19 protein-coding genes are annotated in these 23,877 nt (G+C 67.4%); 6 read left to right on the forward strand and 13 right to left on the reverse strand.

What is annotated here, in order from left to right:
- Positions 1-13 precede the first annotated feature (13 nt).
- The 6 genes from ACVCL3_RS12510 to ACVCL3_RS12535 all read right to left on the reverse strand — a co-directional run bounded on the left by ACVCL3_RS12510 (position 14) and on the right by ACVCL3_RS12535 (position 7,344).
- The gene (locus ACVCL3_RS12510; RefSeq protein ID WP_395120456.1) at positions 14-643 is read right to left on the reverse strand and encodes a hypothetical protein; all 630 of its coding nucleotides are present in this window, start codon (positions 641-643) and stop codon (positions 14-16) included.
- Positions 643-909 carry a DUF2249 domain-containing protein gene (locus ACVCL3_RS12515; protein WP_136259712.1) on the reverse strand — a complete coding sequence of 89 codons (267 nt, stop codon included), beginning with the start codon at positions 907-909 and terminating at the stop codon, positions 643-645. The genes ACVCL3_RS12510 and ACVCL3_RS12515 overlap by 1 nt, the downstream gene beginning before the upstream one ends.
- 199 nt (positions 910-1,108) lie before the next feature.
- Positions 1,109-1,876: a bifunctional demethylmenaquinone methyltransferase/2-methoxy-6-polyprenyl-1,4-benzoquinol methylase UbiE gene (gene ubiE / locus ACVCL3_RS12520; RefSeq protein ID WP_447101462.1), complete on the reverse strand. Its 768-nt coding sequence runs from the start codon at positions 1,874-1,876 to the stop codon at positions 1,109-1,111.
- Positions 1,877-2,091: 215 nt separating this feature from the next.
- Entirely contained in the window at positions 2,092-3,450 is a 1,359-nt protein-coding gene (locus ACVCL3_RS12525; protein WP_447101463.1) for an amidohydrolase family protein, read from the reverse strand.
- 31 nt (positions 3,451-3,481) lie between these two features.
- A complete protein-coding gene (gene plsB, locus ACVCL3_RS12530) occupies positions 3,482-6,130 on the reverse strand; it encodes a glycerol-3-phosphate 1-O-acyltransferase PlsB (RefSeq protein WP_447097877.1) in 2,649 nt (882 codons plus the stop codon).
- A 329-nt stretch (positions 6,131-6,459) separates the two neighbouring features.
- The gene (locus ACVCL3_RS12535) at positions 6,460-7,344 is read right to left on the reverse strand and encodes a 5'-nucleotidase, lipoprotein e(P4) family (RefSeq protein WP_447101464.1); all 885 of its coding nucleotides are present in this window, start codon (positions 7,342-7,344) and stop codon (positions 6,460-6,462) included.
- A 134-nt stretch (positions 7,345-7,478) separates the two neighbouring features.
- Between ACVCL3_RS12535 and ACVCL3_RS12540 the strand changes: the two genes are divergently transcribed.
- From ACVCL3_RS12540 to ACVCL3_RS12550, 3 genes are all read left to right on the forward strand, one after another.
- Entirely contained in the window at positions 7,479-8,510 is a 1,032-nt protein-coding gene (locus ACVCL3_RS12540) for a hypothetical protein (protein ID WP_447097878.1), read from the forward strand.
- A 163-nt stretch (positions 8,511-8,673) separates the two neighbouring features.
- The gene (locus ACVCL3_RS12545; protein WP_447101465.1) at positions 8,674-10,704 is read left to right on the forward strand and encodes an alpha/beta hydrolase family protein; all 2,031 of its coding nucleotides are present in this window, start codon (positions 8,674-8,676) and stop codon (positions 10,702-10,704) included.
- A gap of 118 nt (positions 10,705-10,822) precedes the next feature.
- The gene (locus ACVCL3_RS12550) at positions 10,823-13,735 is read left to right on the forward strand and encodes a TonB-dependent receptor domain-containing protein (protein WP_447097880.1); all 2,913 of its coding nucleotides are present in this window, start codon (positions 10,823-10,825) and stop codon (positions 13,733-13,735) included.
- 94 nt (positions 13,736-13,829) lie between these two features.
- Here the strand turns inward: ACVCL3_RS12550 and ACVCL3_RS12555 are convergent, their stop codons facing one another.
- Complete coding sequence (locus ACVCL3_RS12555; protein WP_395120443.1) at positions 13,830-15,809, reverse strand: UvrD-helicase domain-containing protein; 1,980 nt, start codon at positions 15,807-15,809, stop codon at positions 13,830-13,832.
- 85 nt (positions 15,810-15,894) lie between these two features.
- On the opposite strand from ACVCL3_RS12555, the gene ACVCL3_RS12560 reads away from it, so the two are divergent.
- Genes ACVCL3_RS12560 through ACVCL3_RS12570 form a run of 3 tightly spaced genes read left to right on the forward strand, consistent with a single transcriptional unit; the run spans position 15,895 to position 18,665 of the window.
- Positions 15,895-17,190 carry an NAD(P)/FAD-dependent oxidoreductase gene (locus tag ACVCL3_RS12560; RefSeq protein ID WP_447101466.1) on the forward strand — a complete coding sequence of 432 codons (1,296 nt, stop codon included), beginning with the start codon at positions 15,895-15,897 and terminating at the stop codon, positions 17,188-17,190.
- A gap of 54 nt (positions 17,191-17,244) precedes the next feature.
- Positions 17,245-17,877 (forward strand): thymidine kinase, encoded by a 633-nt coding sequence (locus ACVCL3_RS12565; RefSeq protein WP_447101467.1) that lies wholly within the window; start codon positions 17,245-17,247, stop codon positions 17,875-17,877.
- 23 nt (positions 17,878-17,900) lie between these two features.
- Complete coding sequence (locus ACVCL3_RS12570; protein WP_395120440.1) at positions 17,901-18,665, forward strand: hypothetical protein; 765 nt, start codon at positions 17,901-17,903, stop codon at positions 18,663-18,665.
- Positions 18,666-18,795: 130 nt separating this feature from the next.
- On the opposite strand, the gene ACVCL3_RS12575 is transcribed toward ACVCL3_RS12570, so the two are convergent.
- The 6 genes from ACVCL3_RS12575 to ACVCL3_RS12600 form a co-directional block, all read right to left on the reverse strand.
- A complete protein-coding gene (locus ACVCL3_RS12575; protein ID WP_447097884.1) occupies positions 18,796-19,395 on the reverse strand; it encodes a nitroreductase family protein in 600 nt (199 codons plus the stop codon).
- A gap of 221 nt (positions 19,396-19,616) precedes the next feature.
- On the reverse strand, positions 19,617-20,444 hold the full coding sequence (mutM, locus tag ACVCL3_RS12580) for a bifunctional DNA-formamidopyrimidine glycosylase/DNA-(apurinic or apyrimidinic site) lyase (protein ID WP_447097885.1): 828 nt from the start codon (positions 20,442-20,444) through the stop codon (positions 19,617-19,619).
- Positions 20,445-20,457: 13 nt separating this feature from the next.
- Positions 20,458-20,955, reverse strand: coding sequence for a hypothetical protein (locus ACVCL3_RS12585; RefSeq protein WP_447101528.1), 498 nt, complete (start codon positions 20,953-20,955; stop codon positions 20,458-20,460).
- Positions 20,956-20,958: 3 nt separating this feature from the next.
- Positions 20,959-22,314, reverse strand: coding sequence for a GldG family protein (locus ACVCL3_RS12590; protein ID WP_447101468.1), 1,356 nt, complete (start codon positions 22,312-22,314; stop codon positions 20,959-20,961).
- Positions 22,314-23,069 carry an ABC transporter permease gene (locus ACVCL3_RS12595; RefSeq protein ID WP_447101469.1) on the reverse strand — a complete coding sequence of 252 codons (756 nt, stop codon included), beginning with the start codon at positions 23,067-23,069 and terminating at the stop codon, positions 22,314-22,316. Before ACVCL3_RS12595 ends, ACVCL3_RS12590 begins: the two co-directional genes overlap by 1 nt.
- Entirely contained in the window at positions 23,066-23,824 is a 759-nt protein-coding gene (locus ACVCL3_RS12600) for an ABC transporter ATP-binding protein (RefSeq protein ID WP_447097888.1), read from the reverse strand. The genes ACVCL3_RS12595 and ACVCL3_RS12600 overlap by 4 nt, the downstream gene beginning before the upstream one ends.
- Positions 23,825-23,877 lie beyond the last annotated feature (53 nt).

Genomic DNA, 23,877 nt, shown 5'->3' on the forward strand with positions numbered 1-23,877 from the left:
CGACCGGCGCGCTTCAGTGCATCGGTGGGTGGTCGAGCCGGGTCAGCCGGATCACGTCCGGGTCATCGGCGTGTTCCAGCAGCAGGCATTGCACGCGCTCCTGCCATGCCCGACCGAATGCCGCGCGCTGTTCCGCGCTGGCCGCCGGATCGAGTGCGCCGCCGAGCAGCGGACGCAGGTTGGCGGGTGCGGGCACGCTCGAGAGATCCAGCTCCACCGCCACGCTCGCGCCGGTGTCGCGCCGGCGGACCCGCACGGCGGCGTGCTCGGCCGTGTCGGCATAGCTCAGCAGCGACTCGCGCGCGTAGCGTCCGGCAATGCCGTGAAAGCCGTTGGCGCCGGCCGCCCCGGTGATCAGGGTAAAGACCTGGCCGATCACGCCGTTGACGCCCTCGCTCTCCGGCCCCGGTATGAGCACCTCGACGCCCCCGCGCTCGGCGGGGCCGTCCGGGTACAGCGCGTGCAGCGCGGCACGCGCCATCAGGTACGCGCCGGCGACGGTGGGGCAGGAGTGTCCGGCCAGCCGCACCGCGTCGATATAGCGGTAGTCGAGCAGGCCGTCGTCGGCCGCACCCAGGAACGCCGCCAGCGGATCGCGCATCGGGATCGGCGGCGCCTGGTCGAAGAAAGCCGGGGTGCCCATCACTCGTCCGGCAAGCCGGTGATGCCGAAGTCGATCACGATGGCACCGGGCTCGCGCTGGCGGTAGGCCACGGTGAGGTTGTCGCCGAGGCGGTCACGCAACTGCGCGATCAGCGGCAGCGGGTCGTGGTCGTTGACGAAGCGCATGGTTTCGCCCGAACGCAGCACGCCGATCGCGCCGAAGATCGCGGAATGGCGGAAACGGCGGGCCACGCCGCGGGCATCGAACAGGTGGGTGTTGGGCTCGGTCTCGATATCGAGGGGCATGACGGGACTCATGGTGGGAAAGACCGCCCCAACATACGCCGTCGATGGCCATCGGCCACTGACCTGGATCAGGCGCAAACCCCGTGGCGCGCGATGCTCAGAGCCGGCGAAAAAAACCACTTCCTGGGGTTTTCTTCCATTGCGAGTCCGGTACAGGCCCGGACTCGCTCGCATGAGCAGTCACTTGCTTGACTGCTTCTCAGAACTTGTACGCGCGGTGGATCGCCACGATGCCGTTGGTCAGGTTGCGCACCTCGACCTTGCCGAAGCCGGCGCGCTCCATCATGCCCTTGAGCGTCTGCTGGTCCGGGTGCTTGCGGATCGATTCGGCCAGGTACCGGTAGCTGTCGGCATCACCGGCGAACAGCTGGCCCAGACGCGGCAGGACCTTGAAGGAGTGGAAGTCGTAGAGCTTGCCGAACGCCTCGCTCTGCACTTTCGAGAACTCCAGAACCAGCAGCCGGCCGCCGGGCTTGAGCACGCGGCAGATGTCGGCCAGCGCCTGATCCTTGTCGGTGACGTTGCGCAGGCCAAAGGCCATGGTCACCGCGTCGAAGGAGTTGTCGGGGAAGGGCAGCCGTTCGGCGTTGAGCTGGGCCCAGCGCAGGCCGGCGACCAGGCCGCGGTCGGTGAGCCGGTCGCGGCCGACGTCGAGCATGGCTGCGTTGATGTCGCCGACTACCACCTCGCCCGTCTCGCCCACTACCGGATGGAGCAGCGCGGCGATGTCGCCGGTGCCGCCGGCCAGGTCCAGCACGCGGTCGCCGCGGCGCACGCCGCTGGTCGCCACGAAATGGCGCTTCCATAACCGGTGCGTGCCGAACGACATCAGGTCGTTCATCAGGTCGTAGCTGCGTGCGACCGAGGTGAACACCTGGCCGACCAGCTTCTGTTTCTCGCCCACCGGCACGTCGCGGAAGCCGAAGTGGGTGGTGGATGCGGGCGGGGACTTCGGCTGCTCGTTCATCCCTGCAATGCTACAGCAAGCCTTGGCGCCTCAATTGGATAACGCGCCTCTTGCTTTCGCCTCCTCTCCCTCCGGGGAGAGGATTGAGGAGAGGGGCAGGTGCTCGCCAGAACGCATGTCGAGGCGCGATTTTGATGTGGGTCCGGCCTGAGGCGGACCCTCACCCCAACTCTCTCCCGGGGGAAGAGGGGGCAAACGCGAGAGGTGCGGTTACTTTATTGAAGCGTCGGCTCGCCGCTTTTCTTGTAGATCACGCCGTCCTTCATCACGAACTCGACGTGCTGCATGACGGTGATGTCATCGAGCGGATTGCCGGGTACGGCGATCACGTCGGCGCCGCGGCCGACCGCGATGCGGCCGAGCTGGTCGGACTTGTGCAGCAGTTCGGCGGCGTGGGTGGTGGCCGCCTGCAGGGCGAACATCGGCGGCATGCCGGCTTGCACCATGTAGGCGAACTCCCTCGCGTTGTCGCCGTGGGGGAACACGCCGGAGTCGGTGCCGAAGGCGATCTTCACGCCGGCCTTGTACGCCTTGCCGGCGGTGGCCATGATCACCGGGCCGACTTCCTCGGCCTTGCGCGCGACCTGCGGCGGATACCAGCCCTCGCGCGCCTTCTCCATCACGTACTGGCCGGCGATGATGGTGGGCACGTACCAGGTGCCGTGCGCCTTCATCAGCTTCATGTCGTCGGCATCCATGAAGGTGCCGTGCTCGATCGAATCGACGCCGCCCAGCACCGCGCGACGGATCGCCTCGGCGCCATGCGCGTGCGCGGCCACGGTGAAGCCGTAGTCGTGCGCAGCGGCGACCACGGCCTGGATTTCCTCCAGCGTCATCTGCGGGTTTTCGGAGCTGGAGCTTTCGTCCAGCACGCCGCCGGAGGGCATGATCTTGATCAGGTCGGCGCCGTCCTTGTAGTGCTGGCGCACGGCCTTCCACGCGTCGGCGGGCGAGTTGATGATGCCGTCCTTGGGACCGGGGTCGCCCTGCAGGTTCCAGCGGAAACCATTGGTGGGGTCGGCGTGGCCGCCGGTGGTGCCGATGAATTTGCCGGCGCTGAAGATGTGCGGGCCGGGCACCAGGCCGGCGTTGATCGCATTGCGCAGCGCGAGCGAGGCATTGTCGTCGTCGCCGAGGTTGCGCACCGTGGTGAAGCCGGCGAGCAGGGTGCGTTTGGCGTAGACGGTGCCGCGGATGGCGTGGTCGGCCGGATTGAGGCGGAACTTGTCGCTGTAGGTGCTCTTGCTGAACTGCATCGTCAGGTGCGTGTGCGAGTCGATCAGCCCCGGCATGCAGGTGGCATCGGCCAGCCGGGTGAAGCTCACCGTGCCGGCGGCCTGGCGGTACGGCGCGATGTCGACGGTGCCGGGATGGATCTCCTTGATGCGGCCGTCCTCCACTACCAGCGTGGTCTGGCCCAGCATCTTGCCGGCGGCCGGGTCGAGCAGGCGCGCGCATTCGATCACGCTGACGCGGTGGTCGCCGGCATCGGCGCGGGCCGGCGCGTCGGCGCCGGCGGCCAGAGGGAGACATGCCACGAGGGCGGCGAACAACAGGTGGCGAGTCGTGGTCATGGTGGTTCCCCCGGGTGACAGTGTGCTGATCCTACTCGGCGCCTTCGCGGCGCGCGGGCTCCTGTGTTGCAGCGTCGCCCTGGCGGCGGTCGATGCCGGTGCGCCGCTCGTGTTCCTGCTGCTCGGTATCCACGTGGCGCTGGTGCAGGTCGGATGCCGACGCGTCACCGGGCAGCGCCGCGGCCGGCTCGCGATCGCCGCCCGGCGTGATCTTCAGGATCGAGTGGCGCACCTCGCGCGACAGGATCACGCGGGCGTCGCGCACCAGATCCTCCAGCGCGCGGTCGTAGTCGAGCTTGCCGTTCTCGTCGGTCCATACCACCTTGCGTTCGCGCAATTTCTGGATGAAGCCGCGGAACAGCGCCTTGTCGAAGAACTCCGGTGCGGACAGCTCGTTGAGCAGGCCCAGTCGCTGCGCGGTGAGCGTGCAGGCGTTCTCCAGCTCGCCGCCGGTCAGCGTGTGCGGGCCATTCTTGGCCAGCGCCGCGATGGTGATGTAGTAGCGCTCGAACGCCTGGATCAGGCTGCGCGCGATCACCCGCAGCTGGAAGGCGCTGTCTTCCTGACCGGCGCTGCGTTCCAGCGAGCGGCCATGGTTGGTGGATTCGAGCAGGCCGCGGCGCACCAGGAAGTCGATCGTCGCCTTCAGCTGCTCCTTGAAGCCGTCCTCATCCCACGGCAGGAACAGTTCGCCCTGGATGAACGGATACACGATGCCGCCCAGGCGCAGGATCGCGTCACGCGACATGCGCCGGTTGTTGAGGAAGCAGCAGGCGACCCATGCCGCGCTGGCCATCAGGTGCAGCACGTTGTTGCGGAAATAGCTCAGCAGCACGGCCTTTTCGCCGCTGACGGTGAGCACGTCGCCCAGCGGGTGCTGCACCCGCTCGATCCAGCCCATCTGCTCGCCGTAGGCGATGATCGCGGCCGGGTTCATCGGAGTCAGCGTGACGCGGTCGGAGTACGGCAGTTCCTCCAGCAGCGCTTTGCCAAGGTCGAGCTGCATCAGCAGGTCGTTCTCGGCCATCGCGTGCTTGGGCGTGGCCAGCAGGGCCAGCGCCAGCAGGTTGATCGGATTGACGTCGGCGGCGCGGTTGATGTTGACCTGGATCTTCTCGGCCAGCTGGCTGACCACCGAATTGAGCCACTCGGGTTTCGCCTCCGGGTCGAGCCCGGCGCTGCGCCAGTCGCTGCTGGCGGCGTCGAGCAGCGGGGTCAGCTCGATCGGCTCGCCGAAGTTCAGCGCCACGTGGCCGTAGCGCTGGCGCAGCACCTTCAGGCCCTTGAGCAGGCCGAGCAGGGATTCCTTCTCCTTCGGCTTGCCGGAGAGCTCGCCGATGTAGCTGTTGCCCTCCATCAGTTTCTCGTAACCGATGTAGACCGGCTGGAACAGCACCGGCCGGCGCGGCGCGCGCAGGAAGGCGCGCACGGTCATCGACAGCAATCCGCCGCGCGGCGACAGCAGCCGCCCGGTACGCGAGCGGGTGCCCTCGGTGAAGTACTCGATCGGCACGCCGCGGTCGATCAGCTGCGCCATGTATTCCTTGAACACCACCGAGTACAGCGGGTTGCCGGTGAAGCTGCGGCGCATGAAGAACGCGCCGCCGCGGCGCAGGATCGGCCCGATCACCGGCAGGTTGAGGTTCACCCCCGCGGCAATGTGCGGCACCACCACGCCGGAGACGTGCAACTGGTAGCTCATCAACAGGTAGTCGGCGTGGCTGCGGTGGCTGGGCACGTAGACCACTTCGTAACCCGGCGCCACCGCGCGGACCTTGTCGAAGTGGTGCATCGCGATGCCGTCGTACAGTTTGTTCCAGAAACTGGACAGCACGAACGATGCCGAACGCACCACCGGATGCGAATAGTCGGCGGCGATCTCCAGCAGCATCTTGTGCGCCTTGCGCCAGGCCTTGGCGTGGCTGGTCTTCTCCTTGGCGGCATTGGCGGCGATCGCCGCACGCACCGGCTCGGCCGCGAGCACCGCGTCGACCACGGTGCGCCGGTGTGACAGGTCGGGCCCGATCACCGCGGCGCGGATGCGCCGGAAGTGGATGCGCAGCACCCGCGCGATCTTGCGCGCGAAGCGCTCCGGTCCGATCTCGCCGGATTCATCCAGCACGCTGCGCAGCGATACCGGCGCGGAGAAGTGCACCACCGTGTCGCGCCCGTTCAGCAGCAGCGCCAGCAGGCGGCCGAAGCGGCCGACCATCACCCAGTTTTCCGAGAACAGCACGCGGAACCAGCCGGTCTCACGGCTGGGTGCGCGGCCGACGTAGATCGCCACTGGCACGACCTGGACGTCCAGGTCGGGCACGCCCTCGAGCGAGCGCACCAGCTGGCGCAGCGGTTCCCCGGCGGCGCGCTTGCGGCTGCGCCCGAACAGCCAGCCGTCGCGGCGGGTCAGGGCGAACACGGAGCGGCGCCGGCGGGTGCCGGCCAGCGGCTGCATCGGGTTGGGCAGGCCGGCTTCGCGGCAGGCGCGCTGCAGGATCAGCGCGTCGGAGAAGCCGTCGCGCTCGATCACGTAGCACACCGGCACGCCCGGTTGCAGCAGCGCCGCCGGCTCGGCGGGGTCGCGGCGGATGCGCACCCAGGGCTGCAGCAATTGCCCGGCCAGGTTGAACCACCAAGGGGCGCGGCGACGTACGGTGGAGTCCACCATTGTGGTATTCGGCATCGGGCCATTCTACCCGGCCGCGTCGTCCAATCCGCGCCGATGGCGGTCGGCGGCGCCGCGGGGGCGGCCATCCGGACCGGTTGCCGGGGGTTCCTCGGCCCACGGCGGCAAGGGGTGTGGGCGAGCCTCGTGCCGCATCGCGGCGTGCAGGTCAAAGAAAACCCCGCGGGCCGAGGGCCTCACGGGGCAATCCGGCAGAGCCGGAAGGGAAATGGCCTTGCCCGCAAGGAATCCCCGGCAGGCGTTGGCGGAGCAAATGTTACCGGTTCGTCAAAGTTTAGGCAATACTTTCCATTTGTCTTGCAGAACCATGATTTTGTTGACGAATATTATTCAGAGCGCAACGCGTCGATCTTCTGTCGCCGGCGTTCCGCCGGTGGCGCGCTCCAGTCATTGTTGAACAGTGCCGGTTCCCATGACCCGTAGGTGGGGTTGGGCAGCACGAACCAGCGCCGGCCGATCCAGTCCATGTAGGGCGCCATGGCGCGGTGGCGACCGGCGGCATTGTTGGCCAGTACCGTCACGAAGTCGCCGATCTGGTCGCCGAACTGCATCAGCACGCGGTACTTGCGGCTGACCAGCTGGCGCCGGCAACCCTTCTCCGTGCCGATCTGCTCGCAGCCTTCGACGAAGGTGCCCAGGCCGAGGAAGGCCTCCGGCCCGGACACCGGCAGGCCGGCCTTGCGCAGGTTGGCCAGGGTGGCCTGGTCCAGATCCTTGGCGCGGTTGGAGATGTAGATGACGGCGATGCCATGCCGGGCGGCGAAGCGGGTGAACGCGACTGCGCCGGGCAGCGCGCGGGCGGCCTCCTCCTTGCACCAGGCGGCCCAATCGGCCTCGTTGTACTCGCCGCCGCTTTTGACCAGGCGCGCCTGGTAGGGCGAGTTGTCCAGCACGGTCTCGTCGATGTCCAGCACCACGGCCGGCTTGAGGCCGCGAAGCGGCGCGGCGCGGTCGTCCTTGGCCAGTGCATCCCAGCCTTGGTCCTGCAGGGCGGCCAGCAGGCCCGCTTCGGCATCGCGATAGGTCTGCAGGTAAATCAGGTCGTGCTCGATCGCGGTCTGGGTCCACGCCACGGCATTGAGGTTGTCGTTGGCGGCGACGGTCGCGGGCGCGGCAGGAGAGGAGACGACCTCGGGATGCCGGAGTGGGCTGGCCGCACAACCGGCCAGCAGGGCGAACGCGAGCAGGCTCGCGGGCAAACGAAGTGGCATGCGCAGATCCTTGGGGCGGGGCGACGTGGGCAAGCGCCCGAGTTTACGACAGCCACATGACGGTTTCGGCGGGGCTGGCAGCGGCCGCGGGCTGCTGACAGACTGCCTGCTCTCCCACTCTGGTTTCGTCTCGCATGGATTTCCCCAAGCCCGCCTTGCGCGATCCCTCGAACGTCATCAGCTATGCCAGCTACCTGCTGGTTGCGGTGGGCCTGCTGCTGGTCATCGACCTGCACCTGCTGCCGGCCCTGCTCGCTGGCCTGCTGGTGTTCGAGCTGGTGCAGTCGATGGCGCCGCTGCTCGGCCGGCGCATTTCCGGCGACCGCGCGCGACTGCTGGTGGTGGCCGTGCTGGGCGCCATCGTGGTCGGCCTGCTGCTGTTGCTGATCCTCGGCGCGATCAGCCTGTTCCGGCACGAGCTCGGCAACCCCGAGCTGCTCTGGCAGCAACAATTGATGCCGCTGGTGGAAAAGGCGCGCCAGCAATTGCCGCCGGCCCTGGTCAACAACCTGCCCGACAGCGTCGACGACCTGCGCGTGGGCGCGATCGAGCTGGCGCGCAAGCATGCCGGTGCCCTGCAATTGGCCGGCAAGGGTGCGGTGCGGGTTTTCGTGCACATCCTCATCGGCCTGGTGCTGGGCGCGATCGTGGCGCTCGGCCGCGCACGGCCGGCGCACCAGATCGGCCCGCTGGCGGCCGCACTGAGCCTGCGCTGCCTGCGGCTGGCGCAGGGGTTCCACAACATCGTGTTCGCGCAGATCAAGATCTCGCTGATCAACACCGTGTTCACCGCGATCTTCCTGCTCGGCGTGCTGCCGCTGCTCGGCGTCCACGTGCCGCTGGCCAAGACGCTGGTGGTGGCGACCTTCATCGTCGGCCTGCTGCCGGTGATCGGCAACCTCATTTCCAACACCGCCATCACCATCGCCGGGCTGTCGGTGTCGCTGAGCGTGGGCATCGCCGCGCTGGCGTTCCTGATCCTGATCCACAAGCTCGAATACTTCCTCAACGCCCGCATCGTCGGCACCCAGATCCATGCCCGTGCCTGGGAGTTGCTGTTGGCGATGCTGCTGATGGAAGCCGCCTTCGGCCTCCCGGGCGTCATCGCCGCACCGATCTACTACGCCTACCTGAAACTGGAACTGGAAGCGTGGGGGTTGGTGTGAGGGTGGTCGACGGATGAATCGAGCAGGACGGCGGACGGTCCGCTGCCGGTGCGCGCCGCTTCTTCGCCGAGCGCAAAGTTCCTGCTATCTTCGGAGATCAAGAGCCATTCGCCCACGGGCGCAACGGCCGTATGGGGCGGTCATTTCCAGGGGAGTTGAATACATGCGACACACGTTTTTTCAGGCGTTGCTTGGCGGTGCGCTGGCAGCGGCATTGAGTCTGGGGTCGGCTCACGCGGCCCAGCCGATTCCGGTGGAGGCGTTGGCCCGCTTGCCGGCACTGCAATCGGTATCGATGAGTCCGGATGGCAAGCATCTGGTCGGGCTGATTCCCTCGCCCAACGACAAGGACGATACGGCGCTGGCCACGTGGGATACGGACGCGCTGTCCGCCGGCCCCAAGGTGGTGACCCCGTCGGGCGACCACATGAAGTTCATTGCCGCCTATGCCCTGAAGGCGAACAAGCTGCTGGCGATCGCCCGGCAGGAATGGACCGGCCACCTCGGCGGTTGCGGCGAGGGCAAGGACACCGGTGCCACCAAGACGTTCGTCGTCAAGACCTATCTGGCCGATGCCGACCAGAAGAATTTCGGCGAAGCCTTTGCCAATGACACACGCAGGGTCGGCGTCAGCAAGGACACCGAGCGCTGCCTGGAGATCGCCGGCACGTCGGATCTGGTGAACATGCTGCCGCTGGATCCGGATCGCGTCATCATCAGCCAGTTGAGCCAGGTCACCTGGACCTCGAACTACTACCTCTACAACCTGAAAACCAAGGAGCGCGAACTGCTGTTCAAGGGCGGCAATCGCGCCCGGCCTTCGCTCTTCGACTCCCGCACCGGCAAGGTGCTGGCCAAATCCGAGATCGAGCCCGTCGGCGGCGATTACGAACAGCGCGTGCTGCTGCTCAATGCCAAGACCGGCCAGTTCGAGTTGCAGCCTGCGCTGACCACCAAGCTCTCCCAGCGTTACACCGTAACGGTGGAGGGCCTCGACGACGCGACCGGCAAGTTCTACATCCTGACCGACCAGTTTTCCGACAAGCTGCAGGTGCGCATGTATGACCCGGCGACGCAGAAGTACGACCCGGAACCGGCCCTTGCCGACAAGAACTATTCCATCGGGGGCCTGCTTTTCAGCACGCGGGCCAGCAACTTCAACCAGATCGTGGGCTTCGTCGTCGATGGGCCGTATCGCCAGGTCGTCTACATCGACCCGGAATTGAAAGCCATCCAGGACTCGATCAAGCAGGCCTTCCCCGGCCAGCAGGTAAACATCGCCAGCTACACCGACGATCTGGCCAAGGTGCTGTTCACCACGCAGAGCGCCAGCAATCCGCCGGCCTACCATCTGCTGCTGGACAAGAAGCAGGTGGCCAACCTCGGCAGCACGCGCCCGTGGATCGGCAACGACATGACCGGCGAGGAAAGCTGGGTGACCTACAAGGCGCGCGACGGGCGCGAGATTCCCGCGATCCTCGACCTGCCTGCCGGCTGGAAGCAGGGCGATGCGCCGGCGAAGGCGATCATCATGCCGCACGGCGGTCCATGGGCGCGGGATTACACGGGTTGGGACGCGTCGGGCTGGGTGCCGATGCTCACCTCGCGCGGCTATGCCGTGCTGCGTCCGCAGTACCGCGGCTCGGAAGGTCTCGGTCGCGAGCTCTGGATGGCCGGCGACAAGCAGTGGGGCCTGAAGATGTCCGACGATCTCGACGACGGCGCTGCGTGGCTCGTCTCGCAGGGTGTTGCCGCCAAGAACCAGATCGCGATCTTCGGGTACTCGTACGGCGGGTTCGCGGCCGTGGCCGCCACCGTGCGTTCGCCGTCGCCGTACCAATGCGCCATTGCCGGCGCGCCGGTGGCAAATCTCGGTCGGCTGGGTACGTCCTGGAGCGACAACCGCCTGCAGCGCATCCTGCAGGGCCAGACCGTGAAAGGCATGGACCCCATGGAGAATGCGGACAAGGCGCACCTGCCCATCATGCTGTTCGACGGCGACCGTGATGTGCGGACTCCGCCGGCGATCCACGCCCATCCGTTCTACGAGGCCGTCAAGAACCGCGTGCCGGCCCAGTTCCACTGGATTCCGAACATGCCGCACAGCATGCCCTGGTATCCGAGCCAGCAGCGGCAGACCCTCAACTTGATCCTGGATTTCCTGGGCAAGAATTGCGGGCAGATTTCAGGCTAGCCGAACGTTTTTGCCTGCCGGTTGAGGCGGTTGCACAGTCTCCCCCCACCGGCTACATTCGCTTAACCGCAAAATAATGCGGTTACAACAACTGGTCGATTTAGGGGAGTGCTATTTCATGAACAAGTTTGTCCAACGAGGGCTTCAACGCTTGCCGCTGGCGATCGCGGTCGTTGCAGCGTTGCAAGTCACGCCTGTGTTCGCACAGGACCAGGCGCCGGCAACCGACAGTGCCAGCCAGTCGACCAGCCAGCAGGCTGACACGACCAAGCAGCAGGACCAGAACAAGAAGGCCAAGGAGCTGGAGACGGTTACCGTCACGGGCACCCTGCTGAAGCGGCCGGAATACCAGACCACCTCGCCAGTGCAGGTGATCGACGTCCAGAACAACATCGCCAGCGGTCAGTTCGACACCGCCGACTTCCTGCAGACGACCACCGCTGCCGCGGGCTCCACGCAGATCAATGGCCAGTTCGGCGGCTACATCGTCGAAGGCGGCACCGGCATCCAGACCGTCAACCTGCGTGGTCTGGGCGCCAACCGCACCCTCGTCCTGCTCGACGGTCAGCGCCCGGGTCCGGCCGGCACGCGCGGCCAGACCGGCGCGGGCTTCGACCTCAACGTGATTCCGCAGGTCATCCTGTCGAACATCGAAGTGGTCAAGGACGGTTCTTCGTCGCTGTACGGTTCCGATGCCGTTTCCGGCGTCGTCAACCTGATCACCAAGAAGCGCATGGATCGTCCCGAAATGACTTTCGCCGCCAGCATGCCTCAGCATGGCGGCGGCGAGCAGTACACCTTGTCGTTCGGCACCGGCTGGAACTTCGACAAGGGCAGCGTCGTGCTGGCGGCACAGCTCGATCGGCTCAACGCGATCGAGCTGGGTGACCGCGACTTCCTCAAGTGCAGCCAGGATCGTGTCTGGGGTACCGACGGCCAGCGCATCGACCGCGAGGATCACTCCGTCATCGGAGGCACCAGCCTCGGCGGTTGCAACAACCTGTACGCCAACAGCATCATCAACTACTTCAATCCCGGCATTCGCTACGTGCCGTCCGTGGACGGCAGCACCGTCGGACCGTTCCCCGGTTACCACCCACGGCCGAACCCGTCCAAGAGCTACGGCAACTCGCCGCAGGCGTACTACGAGGATCAGCTCAACTTCCCGTTCGTGGGTGATGCGTACGCCATCAACCAGCGTCAGCGCGCCAGTGTCTATGCGGCCACGAATTTCAGCTTCGGCGAGGTGAACTGGAGCACCCAGTGGCTGGCAAACCGTCGTGAAACCAAGACGCACGGCTACCGCCAGTTCTTCCCGATCGTCTACAACCCGACGGACGACAATTACTACGAGCCCATCATGCCGTTCCCCTCGAATGGCAAGGAGACCGTGGATTATTTCTACGGCACCACCAAGCTGGAAGGCCTGTTCGCCTCCACCGACAGCTGGTCGTGGGAAGTCGATGCCGGCTACAGCCGCTCCAGCGGCGATTACAGCCAGCTCGCGATCGATGCGCGCAAGAGCGGTGACCTGGGCGACGCGGCCAACGAGCTCGACACGCCGCTGGTCGACTACTTCGATCCGGGCATCCTGAACGGCGACAAGATGAGCCAGCTCGTCAACGCCGTCGGCATGAACATCAAGGGCAACACCCTGTACACCCAGGCAACCGCCAAGGCGCTGGCCACCGGCAACCTGTTCACCCTGCCGGCGGGCGACGTGGGTGCGGCGTTCGGCCTCGAGTATCGCCATTACTCGATCGACGACCAGCCTTCCGAAGCCTCCAAGAACGGCTGGCTGTGGGGCTCCAGCTCGGCGCAGGTCACGCGCGGACAGGATCACGTCACCGAGGCGTTCTCGGAAATCGACGTGCCGTTGCTGAAGGGCCTGCCGGCAGTCGAGTCGCTGTCGGCCAACTTCTCGGGTCGCGCGTTCAAGTACGGCAGCATCCCGGGCACCGACAACGTGTGGAAGACCGGCCTGAACTGGCAGATCACCCCGACCTTCCGTCTGCGCGGCACGCTGGGCACGTCGTATCGCGCCCCGGGCCTCTACGAGCTCTACCTCGGCAACCAGACCGGGTTCCTGGGCCAGCTCGGCATCGATCCCTGCATTCTGTGGGGTGACAGCAGCAACGATCGCCTCCGTGCCAATTGTGCCGCGGCGGGCATCCCGGCCAACTATCCCGGCGGCGGTGCTTCCGCGACGATCTATTCGGGTGGCGGTGCGGGCTTCCTGAAGCCGGAAACCTCGCGTGCGAAGTCGGCCGGTTTCGTCTGGCAGCCGACCTTCGCCAACCTGAACGTGGCGCTGGACTATTTCGATTACAACGTCCAGGGCGAGATCTCGCAGCTCGACGCCGGCGACATCGTACTCGGCTGCTACGGCTCCACCGTGTATCCCAACTCGTTCTGCAACCAGCTCGTGCGCAACCCGCCGAACGCAGCTGCCGATCCGAACCGGATCACCGAGATCTACAGCGTCTACGTCAACATCAACCGCGAACGGACCCGCGGTTACGACCTGCAGATGAACTACAGCAACGACTTCTCGTTCGGCAAGCTGACGGCGGAAGGGCAGATCACCTACACGATGTCCGACATCTACCAGCTGTTCGACTCGGCTGCGGCCAGCGGCCTGAGCTCGTCGGAGCAGGTGGGTTACATCGGGCGTCCGAAGACGGTGGCTCGCAGCGTCATCAGCCTGGAGCGGGGCGACTGGACCTATACGTGGAACGGCCAGTACGTCAGCACCACCCGCAACAAGGACCTCAGCAACATCTATACCTACCTGGGGTACAAGGGCGCGGCTCGGGACATCGAGGCAAGCTGGCAGCTCATCCACAACGTGTCGGTCGGTTATGAGCGCGGTCATTGGGGTGTGCTGGTCGGTATCCGCAACGTGTTCGATACCGAGCCGGATCTGATCTCGCCGAGCGCGGGTACCACGGTGGGCAATGCACCGCTGTATGCCTCGCAGTACGACTGGTACGGCCGTACGTTCTTTGCGCGTCTGAACTACAAGTTCTGATCGCAAAGGCGTTGGTGCAGGACGAAAAGAGGCGACCTTCGGGTCGCCTCTTTTTTTGTAGTGATGCCGGTGCGCCGTCGCGGCGGTTGGCGAACTACCCGCCGGCCAGCATCGCCTGGATCTTGGCCATGTGCGACTCGGCGGTTTCGCGGGTCACTTCCTTGTCCGCTTCGGGGTCCTTGCCCTGCCAGTGCAGGTCGGTTTGCGGCAGCTCATGCAGGAAACGGCTGGGCTGGTTGCGGTGGATCTCGCCGTAGCGCCTGGTCTGCGCGGACCAGGACAGGGTCAGCAGTTCCTTGGCGCGGGTGATGCCGACGTACATCAGGCGGCGTTCCTCGTCGATGCGGCCTTCGTCCAGCGCGCCCTCGTGCGGCAGCGTGCCGTCTTCGCAGCCGACGATGAAGACGAAGCGGAACTCCAGGCCCTTGGCGGCGTGCAGCGTCATCATGCGCACCGCGTTGCCCGGCTCGTCGCGGTCGGCGTGGCTGAGCAGGGCCAGTTGGGCGGCAAGGTCGCCGGCGCTGTTGCCTTTCTGCATCGCGCGGAACCAGTCGGCGAGTTCCTTCAGGTTGCCCAGCTTGCGTTCGCGCACGCTGGCGTCGGGCGTGGCGGCGGCAATCTGTGCGGCGTAGCCGGTGCGCTTGAGGATGCGTTCGACCAGGTCGGCGGCGCTTTCGTGCAACGAGGCGCTGCGCAGTTCATCGAGCAGGTCGGAAAAGCCCGCCAGCGCGGCGGCCGGTCGCGGCGTGAGCTGGCGCAGCACGCCGTCGCTGCGGGTGGCATCGAGCAGCGAGCAGTGGCGCGACTGCGCGATCTGGCCGAGCTTCTCCAGCGTGGTGGAGCCGATCTCGCGTTTGGGCACGTTCACCACGCGCAGGAAGGCGGCGTCGTCGCTGGGATTGGTCAGCAGGCGCAGGTAGCACAGGATGTCCTTCACCTCGGCGCGGTCGAGGAAGGACAGCGCGCCGGTGAGGTGGTAGGGAATGCGCGCCAGTCGCAGCGCCTTTTCCAGCGGGCGCGCCTGGAAGTTGCCGCGGTACAGGATCGCCATGTCGTCCCAGCGTGCCTTGTGCTTCTCCGCCAGCGTGGTGGCGATCGCGGCGACGCGCTCGGCCTCGTGCTCGGCCTCCTTGCATTCCAGCACGCGGATCGGTGCGCCTTCCGGATGCTCGCTCCACAGCTTCTTTTCGTGGCTGTGCGGGTTGTGCGCGATCAGCGCGTTGGCTGCGCGCAGGATGCGCTTGCCGCAGCGGTAGTTCTGTTCCAGCTTGATCACGCGCAGGTTCGGCCAGTCGCGGCCGAGCTGGTCGATGTTCTCCGGGTTGGCGCCGCGCCAGGCGTAGATCGACTGGTCGTCGTCGCCCACGCAGGTGATTCCGCCGCGCTCGCCGGTGAGCGCTTTCAGCAGGCGGTACTGCGCATCGTTGGTGTCCTGGTACTCGTCCACCAGCAGGTAGCGCAGGCGCTCGCGCCAGGCGTCGCGGCATTCGCCATCCGATTCCAGGATGCGCAGCGGCAGCCGGATCAGGTCGTCGAAATCCACCGCGTTGAACGCGGCCAGGCGCGCCTGGTACAGCTCGTAGATGGTCGCCGCCTCCAGCTCGCGCGGGCTGCGCGCGGCGGCCAGCGCTTCCTGCGGCGACAGCCCGCCGTTCTTCGCGCGGCTGAGCAGGTTGCGCAGGCCGAACAGCACGTCGGGCTTGGCGCCTTTGGGCGCCAGCTCCTTGACGATGCCGCCGCTGTCGTCCGCGTCCAGCACCGAGAAACCGCGGCGCAACCCGGCGCGCGCGTGCTCGATCTGCAGGAACTTCAGCCCCAGCGCGTGGAATGTGCTCACCGTGAGCGCGGCCGCATCCTCGCTCGACACCAGCTTGGCCACGCGCTCGCGCATCTCGCGCGCGGCCTTGTTGGTGAAGGTGATCGCGGCGATTTTCGATGGGTCGAGTCTGCGGCGCTGGATCAGATACGCGATCTTCTGCGTGATCACGCTGGTCTTGCCGGAGCCGGCGCCGGCCAGCACCAGCAGTGGCCCCTCGCAATGTTCGACGGCGGCCAGTTGTTGTGGGTTGAGCATGGATCGTTGCGAGGGTGGGACAGCGCCCGATGGTAACAGAGCGGCCGTGGGGCATAATCGAGCGAACCCACCGATGGGGAGCTGCATGACAGCCCAGCAAGTCGAGCAATGCGACGTGGCGGTGATCGGTGCCGGCCCCGGTGGCAGCACCGCAGCGGCGCTGCTGGCGCGTCGCGGCTACCGGGTGATCGTGCTGGAAAAGGCGCGCCACCCGCGCTTCCACATCGGCGAATCGCTGCTGCCGATGAATCTGCCGGTGTTCGAGCGGCTCGGCGTGCTGGACAAGGTGCACGCGATGGGCGTGTTCAAGGCCGGCGCGGACTTCGAGGCGGACAACGAGCGCGGCTACAACGTGTTCTCGTTCGGTCGCGCACTCGGCGACAGCCCGCCGCACAGCTACCAGGTGTGGCGGCAGGATTTCGACCAGATGCTCTGCGAGCACGCGCGCGAATGCGGCGCCGACGTGCGCGAAGGGCAGCAGGTGGTGGCAGTCGAGCAGCGCGGCCCGCGCCAGACGCGGATCGAGGTGCATGCCGACGACGGCGCGGAGCACGCGATCGAGGCGCGTTACCTGGTCGACGCCAGCGGCCGCGATGCCTTCCTCTCGACGAAGCACAAGCTCAAGCGCAGGAATCGCCAGCACCAGAGCGCGGCGCTGTTCAGCCGATTCCGCCATGCCGCGCGCCGCAGTGGCGAAGACGCGGGCAACGTCAGCATCTACCGCTTCGAGCACGGCTGGATGTGGATGATCCCGTTGCCCGACGACAGCATGAGCGTGGGCGCGGTGTGCTGGCCCGATTACCTCAAGCAAAGGCACGGCGACACGCGCGCCTTCCTGCTCGACACGCTGCGGCAGAACGCGGCGCTGTGGGAACGCCTGCAGGGTGCCGAGCTGATCGACGAGGTGCGTGTGGCCGGCAACTATTCCTACGACTCGCGCGAGATGGCCGGCCCCGGCTGGATCCTGGTCGGCGACGCGTTCGCCTTCCTCGACCCGGTGTTTTCCTCCGGCGTGTATCTGGCGATGGACGCGGCCGAGCGTGCGGTGGACGTGATCGACGGCGCGCTGCGCGAGCCGGAGCGCGAGGCGGCGCTGCAGCGGGCGCTGGAGAAGCGCCTGCGCATGGGCATGGCGCGCTTCGCGTTCTTCATCCACCGCTTCAACGAGCCGGTGATGCGGCGCATGTTCGCTGCGCCGCGCAATGGCTGGCAGCTGGAGCAGGGCGTGATCTCGATGCTGGCCGGCGACCTCTACGACCCGCCGCGCGTGCTGCGGCGGCTGCGCCTGTTCAAGCTGGTCTACGCGATCATGGTGCTGCGCCATCCGCGTCAGTGGTGGCGCGGCCATCGCCATCGGCTCGCGCAGGCGCGCGCGGAGTGAGTGCGCAGCCTACAATGACGCGTTTCCGCTGACCGATCGCCGCGCCGACGCCCCATGGCCAAGCTCTATTTCTATTATTCGGCGATGAACGCCGGCAAGACCACCACGCTGCTGCAGAGCGCGTACAACTATCACGAGCGCGGCATGCGCACGCTGATCCTCACGCCGGCGCTGGACGACCGCTTCGGCGAGGGCGTGGTCGCTTCGCGCATCGGGCTGAAGGCGAATGCGCGACGCTTCGCCGGCGACGAGGATCTGTTCGCCCTGGTCGAGGCCGACATCGCCGCACGCGGACCGCTGCATTGCGTGTTCGTCGACGAGGCGCAGTTTCTCGGCAAGGCGCAGGTATGGCAGATCAGCGATGTCGTCGATCGACTCCATATTCCCGTGCTGGCCTATGGTCTGCGCACGGACTTCCGCGGCGAGTTGTTCGAGGGTAGCCGCCACCTGCTGGCCTGGGCCGACGAGCTGCAGGAGATCAAGACGATCTGCCACACCGGGCGCAAGGCCACCATGGTGGTGCGCGTGGACGAGCACGGCCGTGCCGTCACCGAGGGTCCGCAGGTCGAGATCGGCGGCAACGAGCGCTATGTTTCGGTGAGTCGCGCCGAGTTCAAGAAGATCAGCGAAGGCCGCGGTCGCATCGAGCTGCAACAGACGGTGCTGCCGCTGGACGACGAGCGCTGAACCCCGCCATCGCAAGGATGACCATGAGCCACCAGTTCCCCATTCCCGCCTGGCAACGCCCGCACTGGCAGCCGAGCGAAGAAACGATCGTGCTGCAGTTCTACGTGTTCGGGAAATTCGAGGCCGTGCGCGTGCCCTCGCAGGATTACGGCAGCCCCGGCCTGCCGGCGGGCCTCGCCGCGACCAATCATCGCCACGCCGATCTGCGCGGCTGGGACGGCTACCCGCTGAAGGGGGCGATGGGGCGCATGTACAAGGCCGATGCGCCGCAGGCGTTCCAGCGCGCGTTCGATGCACCGGAGGTGATGGTGGTGCGCGGCGCGCTGGCGGACAGCCCGGCCACCGGCTACCTGCGTGACACCCTGGGCGTGCTGGCGGGCATGCTCGACATCGGCGGCGTGGCGGTGCTCGATCCGCAGATACTCAGCCTGCTCGACGCCGATGCCTGGCGCCGCCACTACCTGATCCGTGATGGCGCGCCGATCCGGAACCACCTGCTGATACTGTGCGACGGCGACACCGCGCCGGGACGCTCGTGGATACGAACGCGCGGCATGCGCAAATTCGGTCGCCCCGACATCAGCATCCGCGACGTGCCCGACGCCGCCGTCGATCGCGCCGGCGCGTTGTGCGAACAGATGGCCGAATTGCAGGCGCTGGGCGCGCATTTCGCCGATGGCCAGGCGCTCCAGGGCGAGGGCATCCCCGCCGGCATGGTCGCGAGACTCGGCGGCGGCATGGATGAGCCGCCCTTCAACAACAGCTGGGTCGAGTTTCGCTGGGCCTGACCGGCCGCGTGCCGGTCAGCCCGTCTCGTGGCCGGGCGCGGACTGGTTGCAGGGGCGCACAAACGGCGAGGCCGGCACCTGGGTGCCGGCCTCGCGTCGTCGCAGTACGCGCGGGATCGCGCGGACGGGCTCAGCCCACCGTGATGAAGCGCTGCGCGTCGTCCATGAACGCCTTCTCGCCGAAGCCGCCTTCGTGCGAACCGAACGGCATCTGCGCGCGCAGCTTCCACGTCGCCGGCACGTTCCATTCCTGGCGGGTCGCCTCATCCGTGACCGGGTTGTAGTGCTGCAGGCTGGCGCCCACGCCGGCCTCGGTCAGCGCCAGCCACACGGCGAACTGGGCCATGCCGCTGCTCTGTTCGGACCACACCGGGAAGTTGTCCGCGTACAGGGCGAACTGTTCCTGCAGGCCTTTCACCACCGACTGGTCCTCATAGAACAGCACGGTGCCGATGCCGGCGGCGAAGCTGTCCAGCTTGGCGGCGGTGTTGGCGAACGCCTCGGCCGGCACGATCTTCTTCAGCTCCTGCTTGGTCAGCTCCCAGAACTGCTCGCTCTGCTCGCCGAACAGGATCACCGCGCGCGAACTTTGCGAGTTGAACGACGACGGCGTGTGCTTGATCGCGTCCTTGACCAGGCTGGTGAGGGCGTCCTTGTCCAGCGCCACGTTGCGACCCAGCGCGTACTGGGTGCGGCGCTTCTTGAGCGATTCGATGATGGTGCTGTTCATGGAGGTTCCTCCGAAAGACGTGGGGTCTATACGCTTTTGGGAAACAGTGGAAGTCCAGCGACTTTCACGGTTCCTGCGTTACAGGTGGCTATCTTAGAAGCTGAACCCAGGTTGGGTAGCCGGCAAATCGTGACAACTCTGTTTCCAACAGGAAACAATGACGATGCTTGCCATCGTGGGCCGTACCGGAAAATCGGGGGCGTGCCGCTTTGCCCGCGCCTTCAGCGCTGGCAGTGCGGGCACCAGAAGGTGGAGCGCTGGCCCAGCACGGCCTGCCGGATGGCGCTGCTGCAGACCCGGCAAGGTTCGCCGGCGCGGCCGTAGACCATCAGCTCGCGGAAGAAATAGCCCGGTGCGCCGTCGGGGTTGAGGAAGTCGCGCAAGGTGGTGCCGCCGCGCTCGATCGCCCATGCCAGCAGGTGCTTCACTTCGGCAGCCAGTCGTTCGTAGCGCGCCCGCGAAACGCCGCCGGCGGCGCGGCGCGGATCGATGCCGGCGCGGAACAGCGCCTCGCTGGCGTAGATGTTGCCCACCCCGACGACGACGGCGTTGTCCATCAGGAACAGCTTCACCGCCGCCGTGCGTCCGCGCGAGCGACGCCACAGCAGCTCGCCGTCGAAGGCGTCGGTCAGCGGTTCGGGGCCGAGATGGGCCAGCAGCTCGTGCGTGGTGCCCGGCGGTTGCCACAGCAGGCAGCCGAAGCGGCGAGGGTCGGTGAAGCGCAGGACGCGCGATGCCTGCGCGGCGCTGCGTTCCAGCGCGATGTCGACATGATCGTGCTTGCCCACCGGCGCGTCGGGCGGCAGCACACGCAGCACGCCGCTCATGCCCAGATGCAGCAGCGCGCTGCCGGCGGCGGTGTGCAGCAACAGGTATTTCGCGCGGCGTTCCACCGCGTCGATGCGCTGGCCGGGCAGCAGCTCGCCGATCTCGGGCGGGATCGGCCAGCGCAGATCGGGACGGCGCAGGAGCACGCCGCTGACGCGACGGCCGATCAGGTACGGCGCGATGCCGCGGCGGGTGGTTTCGACTTCCGGCAGTTCGGGCACGACAGTTCGACGCTCAGTGCAGTTCGGTGGTGCGGATTTCCGGCGAGCGCGGCATGTAGCGCGCGGACACCAGCGCCACGCGCTCGCCGACGCGCACATAGCGTTGCGGCCCGGTCACCGCATTGATGCCGAAGGCCAATGTCTGGCCGTCCAGAGTCAGCACCGCATGCGGCGGCGCCAGGCCGATCTTCGCCAGCTCGAAATCGGCCAGCGGACGCCAGTTCAGCGCGCGCGCGGCGGCGATGTCGGCCAGGTCGCGCAGGCGGTCGTCGTCGGCCACCCGGCGCGCCGTGCCGTCGGTACGCCACCAGTGGCCGTCGCCACGCTTCTCGTAATGCAACGTGGCGGCGCCGGGCAGGGCGAGGCTGATGTGGCTGATCACGGACGGATCGAGCGTGGTCAGCTCACCGTTCGCGCGGCTCGCGTCGTGTTGCCATTGCCACAGCGCCAGTCCGAGCAGCATGGCCACGGCGGCGAGCAGCAACCATCGTTGCCGGGCGGCGCGCTTCATCATTCAGCGCCGCCGCCGGCGCCACACGATGACGCCGCCGATCACCAGCAGCAGCAGCGGCAGGCCGAACAGGAAGCCGAAGCTCAGCACGTTCAACTCGCCCTGCGAGATTTCCAGCAGACGGTCCGGCGCGCGGCGCGGCGGCACGTCGACCAGCTTGTCGTCGCCCAGCAGCCAGTTGAACACCCGCTCGCCCAGCGCACGGTTGCCGCCGTTGCCGAGATAGGTGTTGGAGAGGAAATCCCCATCGCCGATCACCACCGCGCGCTGTTCGCTCTTGTCCGGACTGGGCGACAGCCGGCTCAACGCGAAACCGAAATCCAGCGGGCCTTTCAGCTCGCCTGCATCGGCGTCGAAGCGGATGTCGGAGCTTCTCGTGTTGTCGATCGGCTGGAACTCGGTCCAGCTCTGCGGACTGGAACGCAGGAAGGCGTGCGTCGCCCAGCCCGTGCGCGCCACCTCGGCCAGCGCCGACACCTGCGGGAACAGCGTGGCGAGCTGGAAGCCGCGGGTGATCGCCTGCGGCGGGTAGCTGCCCAGCGCGAGCATGCGCGGATCGTGCAGGCCCAGCGCCGAACCGGAACCGTCGACCAGCACGCCCGGCAACACGCGCACGCCCAGCACGTCGGCCAGCGGCTTGAGGCCGAGTTCGTCATTGGCCGGCTCGGTGAGCCACAGCAGATTGCCGCCGGCCTGCACGTAGTCGACCAGGGCCTGCACCGCGCCCGGCGCGAGCGATACCGTGGGGCTGGCCAGCACCACCAGGTCGGTGTGTTCGGGCACCGCGTTGACCTGCGAGAAGTTGAGCGGCACCGCGCGCATGCCGCGGCTTTCCAGCTGCGCCATGAAGGTGCCCATGTCGGCATTCGCCTGGCCGTCGGCGCGCCGCTCGTCGTCGCCGGTGACGAAGGCGACGATGCGGTCGTTGCCGCGCTGCAGCCGCTCCAGCGCGTTGGTCAGGCTGCGCTCGGACAACTCGTCCAGGCGTTGCTCGTGACCCCGGTAATGCAGGATCAGCGCGCCGTCGACAGTGATCCCCAGCTCGCGCATCCGGGCCGGGTCCAGTTGCGGGTCGACGAAGCGCAGGCTGATGTCGCGCTTCACCATCTGGTAGCGCTGCAGGAAGCCGGCAATGGTCTGGCGCAGGTCGCCCTGCGGGCTGGCGTAGCTGACGATGTCCACCGGCCCGTCGAGTTTCGCCAGCACCGCGCGGCTTTCCGGCGACAGGCTGATGCGACCGTTCGCGGTCCAGTCGGCTACGTAGACGTGGCGCGTGCCGAGATAACCGATCGCGGCGCAGCCCAGCAGCAACAGCAGCGCGAACAACCAGCCGTCCAGACGTCTGAATACGCTGCGCATCAGCCGCGCTCCCGCTCGGTGGAGAGGTGGCGCGTGGCCAGCGCCAGCGAGAGGCTGATCAGCAGCGCGAACCACAGGATGTCGGCGCTGGAGACCAGGCCGCGCAGCAGCGGTTGCACGTGCGTGCTCATCGCCAGCCAGTTGATCGCGCCGCCGTCGATGCCGGCCATCTGCGCGCCCAGGTTCACGCTCCACAGCGCCAGTCCCAGGATCAGCGCGGCGGCCGCGGCGATGGCCGGGTGGCTGGCGAAACTGGAACAGGCCAGCCCCAGCGCCGCCAGCGCGGCCAGCATCAACGCCAGGCCGAGGGCGGCGGCGGCGAGTTTGCCCCAGTCCAGATCGGTGGCATGCGCCAGCGTCAGCGGCATGGCCAGGGTCAGCGCCAACCACGGCAGCAACCAGCCGAGCAGCGCAAGGTACTTGCCAAGCACGATGCGCGACGCCGGCACGCCGGCGGCAAACAGCAGCGGCAGCGTGCCGTTGCGGCGTTCACCGGCGATCGCCGACATGGTCAGCAGCGGCACCACCAGGAACGCGAGTTGCGCGAGTTGCCCCAGCAGCGGTACCGCCACCAGATCGGTGAAGCCGGGGCCGTCGGGCAGGGCGGCGCGCTGAACCTGGCCGGCCAGGAAACTGCCCAGCAGTACGGTGAAGTTCCAGCCCAGCCAGGCCAGGGTCAGCGCTGCGAGTAGCCAGCCCAGCGGACGCACCAGCAGGCGACGCCATTCCAGGCGAGTCACCGCCCACGTGCTCATGCGGCCTGCGCCGGGCGCGGGTTCATCGCGATCTCGAAGAAGCGCCGTTCCAGCGCCGCATGATCGCCGGCCTCGACCGTGCCTTCGTGCTGCAACGCGCCCTCGTGCAGGATCGCCACGCGATCGCACACCGCGGTGACTTCGGCCAGCACATGCGTGGACAGGATCACCGCGGTGCCGGCGGCGGCCTGCTCGCGGATGAGGCTGCGCAGCGCGGCCACCTGCACCGGGTCGAGTGCGTTCGCCGGTTCGTCCAGCACCAGCAGCGCTGGGCGGTGCACCAGCGCGCAGGCCAGCCCCAGCCGCTGGCGCTGGCCCTGCGACAGCACACCGGCCAGGCGCCGCGCCAGCGGTTGCAGTTCCAGCCGCTCGATGATCGCGCTGCGGGCCGCGCGCAGGGCGGCGCCATTCAGGCCGCGGATGCGGGCGTGCGCGTCCAAGTGTTCGGTCACGGTCAGTTCCGGCCACAGCGGCGCGCGTTCGGGCAGCCAGCCGATGCATGTGCGAGCCAGCTCCGGGTGTTCCAGGAAGTCCTCGCCGTTCAGCTTGATGACGCCGCGGTCCGGGCGCAGCGCCCCGGCGATCATCGACAAGGTGGTCGATTTGCCGGCGCCGTTGACGCCGAGCAGGCCCAGCACCTGGCCGCGCGGCAGGCTCAGGCTGAGATCGCGCACGGCAACGCGACCGGCGCGGCGGCGTGCGACGTGATCCAGCTGCAGGGCGGGCGGCGGGTCGGGGGGGATGATCGTGGTCATTGCCTGATTGTCACGGCGCCCCCATGGTTAGACAACAGGCGATCGTGCGCGCT

This window comes from Rhodanobacter sp. UC4437_H4 (assembly GCF_052978425.1).